The organism is Alkaliflexus imshenetskii DSM 15055 (genome assembly GCF_000517065.1).
In the GTDB taxonomy this organism is placed as follows: Bacteria; Bacteroidota; Bacteroidia; order Bacteroidales; family Marinilabiliaceae; genus Alkaliflexus; species Alkaliflexus imshenetskii.
This window is the reverse complement of the sequence record NZ_KI912105.1, coordinates 1,526,324-1,540,863: the sequence shown is the minus strand read 5'-3', so window position 1 is coordinate 1,540,863 and position 14,540 is coordinate 1,526,324. Positions and strand designations below refer to the sequence as shown.

Annotated in this window: 13 protein-coding genes and 1 tRNA gene; 8 read left to right on the top strand and 6 right to left on the bottom strand. The window is 42.6% G+C overall.

The window, feature by feature from the left end:
• Window positions 1–20 precede the first annotated feature (20 nt).
• A complete protein-coding gene (gene thiL / locus ALKIM_RS0106280) occupies window positions 21–1,055 on the bottom strand; it encodes a thiamine-phosphate kinase (RefSeq protein WP_026473900.1) in 1,035 nt (344 codons plus the stop codon).
• 218 nt (window positions 1,056–1,273) lie between these two features.
• Between thiL and rimP the strand changes: the two genes are divergently transcribed.
• From rimP to infB, 3 genes are all read left to right on the top strand, one after another.
• A complete protein-coding gene (rimP, locus tag ALKIM_RS0106275) occupies window positions 1,274–1,738 on the top strand; it encodes a ribosome assembly cofactor RimP (RefSeq protein ID WP_026473899.1) in 465 nt (154 codons plus the stop codon).
• Window positions 1,739–1,763: 25 nt separating this feature from the next.
• Window positions 1,764–3,005: a transcription termination factor NusA gene (nusA, locus tag ALKIM_RS0106270; protein WP_026473898.1), complete on the top strand. Its 1,242-nt coding sequence runs from the start codon at window positions 1,764–1,766 to the stop codon at window positions 3,003–3,005.
• A 69-nt stretch (window positions 3,006–3,074) separates the two neighbouring features.
• A complete protein-coding gene (infB, locus tag ALKIM_RS0106265; protein WP_026473897.1) occupies window positions 3,075–6,065 on the top strand; it encodes a translation initiation factor IF-2 in 2,991 nt (996 codons plus the stop codon).
• Between the two features lie 59 nt (window positions 6,066–6,124).
• Here infB and ALKIM_RS0106260 read toward each other — a convergent pair whose 3' ends face one another.
• From ALKIM_RS0106260 to ALKIM_RS0106235, 5 genes are all read right to left on the bottom strand, one after another.
• Entirely contained in the window at window positions 6,125–7,036 is a 912-nt protein-coding gene (locus ALKIM_RS0106260) for an RluA family pseudouridine synthase (RefSeq protein ID WP_026473896.1), read from the bottom strand.
• Window positions 7,033–7,245: a YwbE family protein gene (locus ALKIM_RS0106255; protein WP_026473895.1), complete on the bottom strand. Its 213-nt coding sequence runs from the start codon at window positions 7,243–7,245 to the stop codon at window positions 7,033–7,035. Before ALKIM_RS0106255 ends, ALKIM_RS0106260 begins: the two co-directional genes overlap by 4 nt.
• Before the next feature lie 27 nt (window positions 7,246–7,272).
• On the bottom strand, window positions 7,273–8,136 hold the full coding sequence (locus ALKIM_RS0106250; protein WP_026473894.1) for a mechanosensitive ion channel family protein: 864 nt from the start codon (window positions 8,134–8,136) through the stop codon (window positions 7,273–7,275).
• 369 nt (window positions 8,137–8,505) lie between these two features.
• Entirely contained in the window at window positions 8,506–8,754 is a 249-nt protein-coding gene (locus ALKIM_RS20375; protein WP_026473893.1) for a GIY-YIG nuclease family protein, read from the bottom strand.
• A gap of 254 nt (window positions 8,755–9,008) precedes the next feature.
• Window positions 9,009–9,081, bottom strand: a tRNA-Met gene (locus ALKIM_RS0106235).
• Window positions 9,082–9,414: 333 nt separating this feature from the next.
• On the opposite strand from ALKIM_RS0106235, the gene ALKIM_RS0106230 reads away from it, so the two are divergent.
• From ALKIM_RS0106230 to ALKIM_RS0106210, 5 genes are all read left to right on the top strand, one after another.
• On the top strand, window positions 9,415–10,299 hold the full coding sequence (locus tag ALKIM_RS0106230) for a M23 family metallopeptidase (protein ID WP_026473892.1): 885 nt from the start codon (window positions 9,415–9,417) through the stop codon (window positions 10,297–10,299).
• A 28-nt stretch (window positions 10,300–10,327) separates the two neighbouring features.
• Window positions 10,328–11,482 (top strand): 1-deoxy-D-xylulose-5-phosphate reductoisomerase, encoded by a 1,155-nt coding sequence (locus ALKIM_RS0106225; RefSeq protein ID WP_026473891.1) that lies wholly within the window; start codon window positions 10,328–10,330, stop codon window positions 11,480–11,482.
• Window positions 11,483–11,597: 115 nt separating this feature from the next.
• Window positions 11,598–12,917, top strand: coding sequence for an RIP metalloprotease RseP (gene rseP, locus ALKIM_RS0106220; RefSeq protein WP_026473890.1), 1,320 nt, complete (start codon window positions 11,598–11,600; stop codon window positions 12,915–12,917).
• 46 nt (window positions 12,918–12,963) lie between these two features.
• Window positions 12,964–13,173, top strand: coding sequence for a twin-arginine translocase TatA/TatE family subunit (gene tatA / locus ALKIM_RS0106215; RefSeq protein ID WP_084555813.1), 210 nt, complete (start codon window positions 12,964–12,966; stop codon window positions 13,171–13,173).
• 66 nt (window positions 13,174–13,239) lie between these two features.
• Window positions 13,240–14,433 carry a lytic transglycosylase domain-containing protein gene (locus tag ALKIM_RS0106210; RefSeq protein ID WP_157363804.1) on the top strand — a complete coding sequence of 398 codons (1,194 nt, stop codon included), beginning with the start codon at window positions 13,240–13,242 and terminating at the stop codon, window positions 14,431–14,433.
• Window positions 14,434–14,540: the final 107 nt, after the last annotated feature.

Below are 14,540 nucleotides of genomic sequence, written 5' to 3'. Positions count from 1 at the left end.
CGGGTGTCAGTTTTATTTGTTTATGACATGGTGCCCCAACCCTGTGCTTTGATGTCTATCTCCTGATCGGCGCCAGTGATGAGGCGGCAGGCTTTTTCGGCCTCTGTAATATACCCAATCACATGTATGTCATCCGGAAGCCTCTCTTTTATCTGCTCAAAATCATTTAAATTTACGGAGAGCAGCATCTCAAAATCTTCTCCGCCGTTGAGAGCCGCCACCAACGGGTTGAAATTAAGCTCTGATGCTGCTTTTAAGGTGCTCTGATTCAAAGGTATTTTGTTTTCGTAGATGCGACATCCGGTGGCAGATGCTTTACACATTAACAGAAGCGAAGTGGCCAATCCATCTTTAATGCATGTCATGGCAGTTGGCTTTATACCAAGCGTTTTCAACTTTTCATTTAAATCGGCACGTGCTTCCGGCTTGAGTTGACGTTTCAATACGTAATCGTTATTTCCAAACTCAGGTTTTTGGTCGCCACTGGCATTAAGCACCCTTTTTTCTCTTTCGAGCAGGTGTAAACCCATCAAAGCGCCACCCAAATCACCTGTAACACACAACACATCGGATGGGCGTGCCGTAGAGCGCAGAACTGCATCATCTTGCTTTACGCTGCCGCTGGCTGCAATGGAGATGGTAAGGCCGGTAAGCGATGCTGCCGGCCGAAATCCAACCAACTCAACACCGTAATTCTCGCAAGCAGAAACAACGCCTGACATCAATAGCTCAACACGTTCGAGGCTCATTTTGTTGCTCAGACCAAGACTGGCTATCACCTGTCCGGGTTTGCCATTCATGGCCAAAATATCTGAGATGGCCACCACCACAGCTTTATATCCCAAATGCTGAAGTGGCGAATAGGTTAAGTCAAAATGAATGCCTTCGAGCAAAAGCGATGAGCCGGCAAGTACAGCTTCGTTGTTGGTGAAAAGTGCTGCATCGTCGCCAATCCCGATAACAGTTGAACTATTTTGGTTTTTATACTGACTGCCGATGCGCTCTATTAATCCATAAAGGCCTAATTGCGAAAGCGGCGTTTCTTTTTCATTCATTGAGGGTTGATTTTATATTTTGAGGCTCAAAGATACAAAGTTTAGTTGCAAAAAACAGCGGAAACACACTCTTCGCAGACAATAATGAATTGCCTTTGGTTTCAATAATAATAATTAAATGTTTGGAAAATACTTAATTCATGCTTAAATTTGCGGTGAATTTCGGCCTGAGAAGATTAGGGGACAGTTAGTCCCCTATTTTATTAAATTGAAGCAATATGATCTCCAAAGCACAAATCACAAACCTGATTGCTGAGAAAGTTGAAACTGACGGATATTTTCTGGTGGATGTGGATGTGAAGCCTTCTAACCGGATAGTGGTGCTTCTCGATGGTGAAAAAGGAGTACCCATTGAGTATTGTGTATCTATCTCACGGCTTATTGAGCATTCACTTGACAGGGAGTCGGAGGATTTTGAACTTGAAGTATCTTCTCCCGGTATTGGTCAGCCTTTCAAAGTGCTGCAACAATATAAGAAATGCATTGGCCGCACTGTGGAAGTAGTTACGCCAACCGGAGTAAAAATTGCCGGTGAACTTATATCCGCTGCCGCAGAGGGTTTTGTTGTAAGAGAAAGCAAGATGGTGAAACCTGAAGGTAAAAAGAAAAAAGAGTTGCAGGTTATTGATCATCCGTTTAATTTTGGTGACGTTAAATCAGTTAAAGAGATAATTAAGTTTTAAATACGGTTTTATATATAGACAAGAGATGGAACATATCAACTTGATCGATACTTTTTCGGAGTTTAAGGAATTAAAGAATATTGACCGTGTCACACTGATTCGTGTTCTTGAGGATGCATTCAGAGGTGTATTGGTAAAGCTGTTCGGTACAGATGAAAATTTTGATGTCATCATCAACACCGATAAAGGCGACTTCGAAATCTGGAGAAACCGTGAAGTGGTAGCTGATGGCGAAGTAACTGATGAGAACCTTCAGATTTCTTTATCCGAAGCAAAAAAAATCGACACCGATTACGAAATTGGTGAAGAAGTTACCGATGAGGTGAAGTTTCTGGATTTTGGTCGAAGAGCCATCCTGAGTTTACGTCAGAACCTCTCTACACGTATTATGGAGCTTCAGAAAGATGCTATCTATAACAAATACAAAGAGCGCATTGGCGAGATTATAACCGGTGAAGTTTACCAGATTTGGAAACGTGAAATGTTGGTGCTCGATGATGAAGGAAATGAACTCATCCTGCCCAAAGCCGAGCAAATACCTTCCGATTTCTATCGCAAAGGTGATTCAATTCGTGCGGTAGTGGTAAGGGTCGAAATCCGAAACAACAATCCGCTGATTATCATTTCACGTACCGCAGAGGTATTTCTCGAACGTCTTTTTGAACTCGAGGTGCCTGAGATACATGATGGGCTCATCACCATTAAAAAAATTGTACGCCAGCCCGGCGAACGTGCCAAAGTGGCCGTGGAGTCATACGATGACCGTATCGACCCGGTAGGTGCATGCGTAGGTATGAAAGGGTCGCGGATTCACGGAATTGTACGTGAACTGCGTAATGAAAATATTGATGTAATTAATTATACAACCAACATCCAGCTGTTTATTCAGCGGGCCTTGAACCCTGCAAAGGTTAGTAGCATAAAAATCTTTGAAGATACTAAAAGAGCCCAGGTTTATCTTAAACCAGAGGAGGTATCCTTGGCCATCGGTAAAGGTGGTCTGAATATTCGCCTGGCAAGCCAGTTGGTTGGCTATGAGTTGGATGTATATCGTGAAACAGAAGGTGAAGAAGAGGAGGAAGATGTGTCACTGGATGAATTCTCCGATGAAATTGAAGGCTGGATTTTGGATGCCTTAAAATCCATCGGTTGTGATACCGCCAAGTCGGTGCTTGATTTAACCGTAGAGGATTTGGCCAAGCGAACCGACCTGGAAGAAGAAACCATTCGTGATGTAGTGGCAATATTAAAATCTGAATTTGAATAATTCCGTTATCTTTGTCAGATAAATCTATTACCGCTCCGCAATCACCTGAATTAAACTGAAAGTTCCTTTATGGCAGTTGGACAAAGACTCAGCAAAGTAGCAAGAGAATTAAACGTTGGTATTAATACCATCGTTGAATTCCTTCATAAGAAGGGATTTGATATTGATGTGAACCCAAACACAAAAGTATCTGAGGACATGTTTGAACTCCTTAAGAAAGAGTACAAACAGGATCAGAATGTAAAAAAAGCATCGGAAGAACTCATTGAGCGTAAGCATAAAGAGAAAAAAGAAACCATTTCTATCGAAGATGTACGCGATACGCACTCCGATGACGAAGCTGAAGAAGATGAGTTCTTTACAAGGCCAAAGAGAAGTCTGGATGTGAAGGTTGTGGGAAAGATAAATCTTAACGACAGTGGGGCGAAGAAAACGCCGGAAAAAATAGAGGAAAAGCCTGTTGTTAAAGAAGAGGAGAAGAAAGTAGAAAAGGTTGCAGAGGTGGTTCCACCCAAAAAAGAAGAGGAGCAAAAGCCTGTTGCACCACCAAAACCCAAAGAAAAGGAGATAGAACATATTCCTGTTAAAGTTGATAAGCCTGCTGAAGAGTTGAAAGTTGTTGGAAAGATTGATTTGGAGGCATCAACCCGTAAAGCACCAGTGACACCAAAAGAGCCGGTACAACAACCGGTGGTTGAAAAACCTAAGGCTGAATCACCTGCCCCCGCTCCAAAACAGGAAGTAGTAATTGAAAAGAAACCTGTTCCTGTTCAGGAGCCCAAAGAGGAGGTAACTCAGAAAACCGAAATGGCTGATGCTAATGAAAATTTTGTTCCTACCAAGGTAAGAAAACTTACCGGCCCTACTGTTGTTGGTAAAATAGACCTTCCGGTGGAATCATCCCGTAACGGCGGGAATGGAGGAAATGGTGATGATAAAAAATCTCGCCGCAAGAAACGGAAACGTATTAAAAAAGAGAAAGAGCGCGTTAACATAGCTGCTGCCGGCGACAAGCCTGCCAACCAACAAGGTGATGCAGCCAGAACCGGTCAACAACAGAACAGACCGGGCGATAAGAAACCCGCCATATCTCCTGCAGCCGCTGCTGCTGCAAAAAAGAAAGCACCCAAAGTTAAGAAGCGCCCCGTACGCCCCGAAGTAAGTGAAGAGGATGTGGCCAAGCAGATAAAAGATACTCTGGCTCGTCTTACCTCAAAAGGGAAATCCAAAGCTTCACGCCACAGACGTGATAAAAGGGATTTGGCTTCTCAGCGTCATCAGGCCGAACTCGACCGTTTGGACGAGGAAAAGAAAATTATTAAGGTTACCGAGTTTGTTACGGCCAATGAGTTGGCCAATTTAATGGACGTGCAGGTTAACCAGATTATTGCATCCTGTATGAGCCTTGGGCTCTTTGTGTCAATCAACCAAAGACTCGATGCAGAAACAATTGTGCTTGTAAGCGAAGAATTTGGCTATAAAGTTGAGTTCATCAGTGTAGATGTAGCCGAGGCCATTGTTGAAGAAGAAGACAGTCCTGAAGATTTGGTAGAGCGTCCGCCCATTGTAACTGTGATGGGACACGTTGACCACGGTAAAACATCGCTGCTCGACTACATACGTAAATCGGATGTTACAGCAGGTGAAGCGGGAGGTATTACTCAGCACATTGGCGCATACAGTGTGAAACTTGACAACGGTCGTCAAATCACCTTCCTGGATACACCGGGTCACGAGGCCTTTACCGCTATGCGTGCCCGTGGTGCGCAGGTTACTGATATTGCAATCATCATCATTGCTGCAAACGACAATGTGATGCCACAAACCATTGAAGCTATTAACCACGCATCAGCTGCAGGGGTACCAATAGTTTTCGCAATCAGTAAAATTGATGTGGCCGGTGCTAACCCCGATAAAGTGCGGGAGTCGCTTGCCAACATGAATTATTTGGTTGAGGACTGGGGTGGAAAATACCAGTGTCAGGAAATTTCTGCCAAACATGGTACCAACGTGAAACTGCTTTTAGAGAAGGTGTTGCTCGAAGCCGATATGCTTGAATTAAAGGCAAACCCGGATAAAGCTGCAGTTGGTTCAGTAATCGAATCGTCGCTCGACAAGGGACGCGGTTATGTGGCAACCATGTTGGTTCAGGCCGGAACGTTAAAAGTGGGCGACCTGATTCTTTCAGGTAGTAACTACGGACACGTAAAGGCTATGTTTAACGAGCGGAACCAAAAAGTTGATAAAGTAGGTCCTTCAGAACCTGTGTTAATTCTTGGGTTAAATGGTGCACCTCAGGCAGGTGAGAAGTTTAACGTGATGGATAACGAGAAGGAGACAAAGGACATTGCTACCAAGCGTCAGCAATTACAGCGTGAGCAAGGTATGCGTGCTCAGAAACATATTACACTTGATGAAATAGGCCGTCGAATTGCCATTGGAAACTTCCAGGAGTTGAACCTGATTGTTAAAGGTGACGTGGATGGTTCTATTGAGGCGCTGTCCGATTCACTAATAAAGCTGTCAACCGAAGAGATTCAGGTGAATGTGATTCACAAAGCTGTTGGAGCCATCTCTGAATCTGACATCATGCTAGCTGCCGCATCCAATGCCATTGTGATTGGATTCCAGGTGCGTCCCTCGATGGCCGCACGTAAAATAGCTGAGAAAGAGGAGATTGATATCAGATTATACTCCATCATTTACGATGCAATTGAGGAGATTACCGCTGCCATGGAGGGTATGTTATCACCCGAAATTAAGGAGCAAATAACTTCAACCGTAGAAGTACGTGATGTATTTAAGATTACCAAAGTGGGCTCTGTTGCAGGATGTATGGTTAAAGAGGGTAAGATTCGACGCAACTCCAAGATTCGTGTTATCCGCGATGGCATCGTAATTTACACCGGAGAGCTTGGATCGCTTAAGCGCTTTAAAGATGATGCCAAAGAAGTAGCCTCTGGGTTTGAGTGTGGTCTTAACATACACAACTACAACGATATCAAAGTAGGAGATATTATCGAGGCCTATGAGCACATTGAAGTGTCAAGGAAGCTTTAGTTCATTGATTTCATAAAATGTTTAAGGCCGGTCGTCTGCTATCAGATTGACCGGCCTTTTTAATGCTTACCCTCGCAAAAAAGAAAGAGGAATTTCTTTGGAGCAGGCGCTTTAAACTTTAAATGTTCACGGGTTATGGGATGAATGAACTCCAGATGGCTGGCATGGAGGCCCATTCTGCCAATGGGGTTGGTTTTAGCGCCATATTTTCTATCGCCGGCAATGCTATGTCCCAAATCTTTTAGATGTACCCTGATCTGATTCTTTCTGCCTGTTAATAAATCAACCTCCAGCATTGAGTAGGCTGCTGAACGACGAACCACTTTGAAGTTGGTAATAGCCAGCTTACCACCATCCGGATTTTGACTGGAAAAGAGTGTCATGCAACGGTTCTCATGAAGCCAGGAGCGTATCTGACCCTCACGCTCTTTTACTACACCTTCTGCTATTGCCAGGTAGGTTCGTCGAATAATTACCTCGTTCCAATTTTCCTGGAGAGACTTCTGTATTTCAGGTTTCTTCGCAAACACGAGCAATCCAGATGTGTCTCTATCGAGTCGGTGTACGATAAAAATTTTATTCGATGGGTGTTGCTGTTTTACATATCTGCTAAGAGCCGAATACGCTGTACGGGTTTTTTCTCCTTCTGTGGCTATCGTTAACACACCAGCCTGCTTGTTTATCACAATCAGTGCGTTGTCTTCATGCACTATAGTGAAAAGTTCCGAATCCGCTCCCGAAACCTGGCTCTGTTTTGCCGCAATGGCTACTCTATCGCCGGGTTTTACAATCGCATTGTGCTTGGTTACTGTTTTTCCGTTAATAACTATCTGCTTGTTTGTTAACAGGTTTTTGATTTGCGTCCGGCTTTTCTGTGGCCACAAAGAAATTAGATATGGTAAAAGTTCTGTGGGGTTTTTGATATGCTGTCCGGATGATTTGCCATCAGATGTTTTATTTGATTGACTCATCCTTCCAGAGTATGTGTTGTAACAATCTCTTTAACTCTTCCGATTTGGCCGTCGGTAAGGCGAACCTTTATGCCATGCGGATGATTTTCAGATTTGGTTAAGATGGCTGCTACCGTGCCGGAGGTGAGTTTGCCGGTTCTTTGGTCTTTTTTTAAGACGATTTTTACATCTGTGCCTTGTTTTATGAGGCTTCTTTTATTACCTGTCATGATGTGGATTTTCTTTGAACTGGTAAATTACTTCGGAAAAACAATATATTCCTTAAATCTATTGTAAATCAGTTCGATTGCTTTCGACCTTGTATGCTGCCTTTTATCGAAGCTTACCAGATACTCAACTGTCAGATAGAGCTTTTCGTTTTTAAGGTCGGTGTAGACATTTACATGCTCAGTACGCTTTAGCAACTGCATAATCTCTTTTTTGAGAGCCTCTTCTTTTTCCGATTTTTGGGATGGTAAATCAGACAGCTGAAAGCGAATTTCATCATGAAATGTGTTTTTGCCCAGATTTGAGATGCTTTTTTCAAGAAACAAACGGTTTGGAACTCTCGTGTAATCTTCTGGCAACTCATAGGTACGGTCGAGCAACACGAAAAATGTGCCGATGTGCAGTACTTTGCCTTCATCGTCACCAATTCTGATGTAGTCGCCTATTCTAAATGGTTTTTTTCTTAAAAGAATCATCCACCCAAAAAATGATAGAAGAACATCGCGCACAGCAAAGGCTAGACCAGTGGCCAACAAACCAATAAACAGGGTGATGTTGCCAAGAGAAACGCCAAAATGGTAGAGTATTGCAAAGCTGCCGATGCTATATATGGACCAGCTGTAAATTTTGGTGTAGAAAATTCGCTCTTCTGCTTCATCAAATATCAGTGAAATGCGTTTGATGGTAAGTCTTAATAATAAACTGGTTACAAAGAAAGTTCCTATAACCAAAGTTACGCTGTTGATGATTTTCAAAGATAGCTCCGGAAGGTCAATGATCTTTCTGAAGTGCAAATAGTTTAAACTTTGAAGTAATAGCAATGCAACCAGTGTGATAATCACGGATATGCTAAGAAATTTGAGACGTAATTCTCTGAAAGAGTGTTTTGCCATGTTAAGTCGATACGTTTTATGTAAACTGGAATCCGGTATAAACAACCAACTCGAATACTTATAAAAGCTTCAGTTGAGAAAATCGATTTTTGGATACGCAAAGTTACAAATTATGCTCTGAAAGGTTGGTGAAAATTGAAAAATCACTTTGCGTAATAATGTAGACTCGCTTTTTGTAATGAAGGCGGAGAGAATTATATAAATGCATTAACCTAGAATGGATTTGGCAATTTCGGGTCAAAATAAAGAGAGAGACCCAAATCTTTGAATACAAAAAGAGACTGCCTTTTGAGCAATCTCTTCTATAGTAGCGGGGGCCAGACTCGAACTGACGTCCGCCTTGGCGGATATGAGCCCGGTATATTGCATTTACTGATTGATTATTTTGTTTTTGATAAAAGCTCTTCCTTTACCGCTCTTCAGTTCCTTTTCTCTTTTCAGCGCAAGCGATTTATCTGAAAAAACTTCTGTGTAGACTAATTTCCAAGGTCTATATTTAATAGTCCAACCTTTAGTGCCGAGTTCGTTATGAGACAAGATTCTTTTGTCTAAATCAGAAGTGCAGCCAGTATAGAATTTCATATGATTCTCTGAATACAAAACATAGACGGTAATCATGGGTCTTAAGGGTTTAAGTTGTGTTTGATACTCTGATGGACGCCCGTCATGACGGAAAGGAGCCTAGCTAATAAGAGAAACACTCAAATTTAAATGCAAAAAGAGACTGCCTTTTGAGCAATCTCTTCTTCAGTAGCGGGAGCCAGACTCGAACTGACGTCCGCCTTGGCGGATATGAGCCCAACCCTGTATGAGGTACTCAATTTATTGGATACTAAAAAAAGAGACTGCCTTTTGAGCAATCTCTTCTTTAGTAGCGGGGGCCAGACTCGAACTGACGACCTTTGGGTTATGAGCCCAACGAGCTGCCAACTGCTCCACCCCGCAATATATTTTTTGACCGTTGTCTTCTTTGTTTTAGCGGTTGCAAATATAGAGTGTTTTGGATTATCATGCAAGGTTTTTGCACATTTGTTTTGTGATTATTTTTCTAATTGCCGGGTTAATTTTGTAACCATTTGAAATATTGATGGTTGTTTTGGTCTGTTGTTTGATGTATAATATAAGATTCTATTCCGGATTTTAAAACCGGGTGCTTTTCATAGGAAATTAGAAGAGTTAATTGCATGTCGATTTGCCGAATGTGTAACTTAATCCTCGATTCTTATGCCTGGCTTCCGTTTAATTTTGTAATTTTGATGGCACCATTAAGTTATTTGGATGAGTACACACAAGAAAAAGAAATCATTTCTCAGAAAACTGAGCAATAAATATCGTCTGGCAATTTTTAACGAGCAAACATACGAGGAGTTGTTCGTTATTCGGTTGTCCAGATTGAACGTTTTTACACTGGTTGGTACTTTTGGCATATTAATCATTATTCTGGTAATCATGTTGATTTCGTTTACCGGACTAAAAGAGTATATTCCTGGATATCCTGATGCCAATCAACGTTTAATGATTGTTCGAAATGCACAACGTGTGGATTCCCTTGTAATAGAAATTGAGAAGCGCGACCGTTTTATACACACTTTTCAGGCTATCTTGAGAGGTGAAGAGGTTGAGCAGACAATATCACCCGATGACGAGCCTTCATTAACTGTATCGGGCGATGCCTATCCGGTCATGTTTTCGCGCTCGGTAGAGGATTCTTTGTTCCGAAAGCAAGTTGAAAGGGAGGAGCGCTTTAATTTGTCTATGCAGTCAACGCCGCGTTCTTCAGCGGTGGCACTCGACAATGCATTCTTCTTTAGCCCGATTAAGGGAATGATTGTAAATGGCTTTGGTGAAACCACAGGCCATTATGGGGTGGATGTGGTTGCTGCCCCGGGTAGCAGAGTGTCTGCCATCATGGATGGAATGGTGGTGTTCTCCGGATGGACGGTAGAGACTGGGTACGTGATACAAATACAGCATCCCAATAATTTGATATCCATTTATAAACACAATGAGATATTGCTTAAAGAAGTTGGACAACTTGTTAAAGCAGGTGAAGCCATTGCACGGGTTGGTAATTCAGGCGAATTAACCACTGGTCCGCATCTTCATTTTGAATTGTGGCACAATGGCACTCCACTAAACCCGGTGGACTATATTTCATTCTGATAAATTTTCCGGTTTATTTCCCCATTCAATGCATAAACGATTAGCCATTTTAGGTTCAACCGGTTCCATCGGAACGCAGGCTCTGGAGGTTGTTGATACCCATCCGGAAAAATTCTCTGTTGAAGTACTTACCGCCAATAACAATGTAGATGCGCTTATTGCACAGGCACTGAAATATCAGCCCAATGTGGTAGTTATTGGTAACAAAGATAAATATGCTCACATAAAGGAGGCACTGGCTAGTCAGCCAATAAAAGTGTACGCCGGTCAGGAAGCCATTGAGCAGGTTGCTGCCATGTCAAATGTGGACATGGTTCTGACTTCGATGGTTGGTTTCTCAGGGCTTTTACCCACAGTACGTGCGCTCGAAGCTGGCATTCCTGTGGCACTTGCCAACAAGGAGACACTGGTGGTGGCAGGTGAAATAATCATGGCTTTGTCAGCAACCAAAAAAGTACCAGTAATCCCGGTGGATTCAGAACATTCTGCTATTTTTCAGTGTTTACAGGGAGAGATGGACAATAGCATTGAAAAGATAATGCTCACAGCCTCAGGAGGACCTTTTCGCGGTAAAGGTGTCGAGTTTTTAAGGAAAGTAACACGCTGCCAGGCTCTGAATCATCCCAACTGGAAAATGGGAGATAAAATCACCATCGACTCGGCTTCGCTTATGAATAAAGGCCTTGAGGCCATTGAAGCCAGATGGCTTTTTGACCTGAAACCGGAGCAGATTGAAATCGTTGTGCATCCACAATCCATAGTGCATAGTATGGTTCAGTTTCAGGATGGCTCCATAAAAGCACAGATGGGGCTACCCGACATGAAATTACCCATTCAGTATGCACTGGGATATCCCGGTAGACTGGCCAATGGATTTCCGCGTTTCAGTTTTACGGATTACCCATCGCTCACCTTCGAAAGGGCTGATGTGAGCGTATTTAGGAACCTGTCAATTGCTTTTGCCGCAATGAATAGCGGAGGAAACACACCATGTGTTATGAATGCAGCCAACGAAGTAGCTGTGGATGCTTTCCTGAATGGTCGGTGTGGATTCGTGGAGATGTCTGATATTATTGAGAAGACCATTGAAAAATGCCACTTTATTTCAAGTCCATCTCTAAAGGATTATCCCGAATCGGATGCAGAGGCGCGTCAGATAGCTATATCATTATTAAGAAAATAGATAAGTGTTTATTAGCAACCCGGCAAAGATGTCATAGGGGCAGATTTATATTTTATGATGGATTTGTCTGAAAAAGAATATCTTTGTCAATCAATAACAAATTAAAGTATTACAGATGGATTTTTTGATTAAAGCATTGCAACTTATTTTAAGCCTATCCATATTAGTTATCCTGCATGAATTTGGACATTTTTTCTTCGCACGTCTTTTTAAAACACGCGTAGAAAAGTTTTATCTGTTTTTTAATCCGGGATTTTCGCTATTTAAGTTTAAGAAGGGCGATACAGAGTATGGTCTGGGCTGGCTTCCATTGGGAGGATATGTGAAGATTTCGGGGATGATAGATGAGTCGATGGACAAGGAGCAGTTGAAGGAAGAACCAAAGTCATGGGAGTTCCGCTCAAAACCTGCATGGCAAAGGCTGTTGATAATGGTCGGAGGTGTTTTGGTGAACTTTATTACTGCACTTGTAATCTTTTGGCTGATATTGTTTAAGTGGGGCGAGTCCTATATTCCGGCTGAGAATGCCCGCTATGGCCTCTATTTTCACCCGATAGCACAAGAAATGGGACTGCAAGAGGGAGATCGGGTCTTGAAGGTAGGAACACATGACGTGGAAACCGTACCTGGAATTACAAGACTTATCCTGCTTGAGGATGCTTCAGAAATGACTGTGGAGCGCAATGGCGAACAAATTTTGCTGCCAATCCCCTCGGATATAAACCAACGTATTTTGGCCGCAGGTGTAAGGACGCTCGCCGATTTCAGGATTCCGATTGTTGTTGATACTGTTATTCCAGGCTCCGGCGCTTTCATTGGGGGACTTCAAAAAAATGACAGTATAGTGGGAGTTGATAATGTTGAGACACCTTTCTTCCATCAATTTACTGCGGAGTTGGCCAACCATCGTGACAAAGAGACGCTTATTAGTCTATACCGGGATGGAAATCTTTACCATCTGAATATGAGTGTGGATGAAAGTGGTAAACTTGGATTTGGGCCAAAGGGACCTACCAAATTACTTGGTGCACGACAGTTGTCTTATGGTTTTTTTGAGGCTATGCCTGCCGGAATTAATAAAGGGGTAAATCTGCTCACCGGCTATGTGAAGCAACTAAAGCTCGTATTTTCTCGCGAAGGTGCCAAACAGATAGGTGGTTTTGGTACCATCGGCAGCCTGTTTGCTCCCGTTTGGGATTGGGAGAGTTTCTGGTACACCACAGCGTTTTTGTCTATCATATTGGCTTTCATGAATATATTGCCAATTCCGGCTCTGGATGGCGGACATGTGCTCTTTTTGATTTACGAAATAGTGGCACGCCGCAAACCCAGCGATAAATTTATGGAGCACGCACAGATGGTTGGCATGGTGCTGTTGCTTGGATTACTTATTTGGGCAAATGGTAACGATTTGTACAGATGGATATTTAAATAATCCGATTAGGATTTGTACATTTGTAAATAACTAAAACCAAATTTTTATGATGTCTCAATTGTTTTTACTCGGCATGCCCGGCGGATGGGAGTTAATTGTAATCATCCTTATTGTTGTCCTTCTTTTTGGTGGGCGAAAAATACCTGAACTTATGAAAGGGCTCGGTCAAGGCATGAAAGAGTTCAAGAAGGCCAGAAATGAAAGCGACGATACAAAGAAAGAATCAGACGACAAGACTGAGGCTTTGAAAGGATAGTTTTCCCGAAAGGTTTCTTAATACTATTCAACAGTACTCAATGTATTGAAATATATGGCCCCCTGAATGGAAATATTCACCGGGCCTTTTCTTTTTATCAGACGCAAGATTACGTTTATGGGAATACGTTTGGCTTTGTTCTTTTTTGTGTTGGGATTGTTCCCTGCTTTTGGCAATACTGGTAGCAGACACGAGGTGTCGGCTGTTACAGTCGAGTCCAAGATACGGGTCTTGGACGCTCAAACACCAATGTCATTGGTTTATCACAGGGATGTGCAATCGTATATTGATGTATATACCATTCGCCGACGAGAGCATTTGGCTGCCATCATCGGAAGGGCGGAACTCTATTTCCCGCTCTTTGAAGAGCACCTGGACAGATTGGGCTTGCCTTTGGAACTTAAGTACCTCGCCATCGTAGAGTCAGCCCTTGAACCACGCGCCAAATCAACCTCAGGCGCCATGGGATTGTGGCAGTTTCTGTTTCATGCCGGACGGCTTTTCAATCTGAAGGTTACTTCTTATGTAGATGAACGATGCGACCCCGTCAAATCAACCGAGGCAGCTTGTAATTATCTCAAGTATTTGTATGATAATTTTCACGACTGGAATCTTGTTATGGCCGCATATAACGGCGGTATTGCTGTTGTTCAGGATGCAATCACCAAATCCGGAGGAGAAACTGATTTTTGGAAAATAAGGCACCATCTTTCAAAGGAGACCCAAAACTATGTGCCTGCATTTATTGCCGTTAATTATGTCATGAATTATTATGAGTTGTATGGCATTGTTCCTTTAAATGCGCCATTCCGCTACGATGATTTGGGATTTGTTTTTACCGATAAAAGCATCTCATTTCATCAATTGTCGCAATTGATTGACGTTCCTATGGATATGCTGAGGTTGTTAAATCCTGTATTTACCAGAGATTTTATTCCGGTTTTGGGTGAGCCGGTGCAAATAGTTGTACCACAGGATAAAGTGCTCCTGTTCATTCAATCGCGGAGCAAATTGCGCGAAGAGAGTGCTCCTCCGGTAGCGGCACAAAGGCCAATTGGAGATACTTTTGGTCGTGAACGTGTTGTTCACCGGGTGCGTCCGGGTGAGTTTTTCCACCGCATTGCAATGGATTACGGCGTTAGGGTTGAGGATATGCAAAAATGGAATAACCTTAAAACACGCAACCTCATTGCTGGTCAGCAGTTGGTAATATGGTACAAGAAACCTGAAAGTCCATTTTTCTTTGTCTATAAGGATTAGGGCAATGCAAAACTTTGTCTGAACATTAAATTAGCCAACAGCCTCATTTTTTTTGTACCTTGAAGGGGCATTCTTCGTTTGTAAAGATGAGTGGCAATGGCGTATCT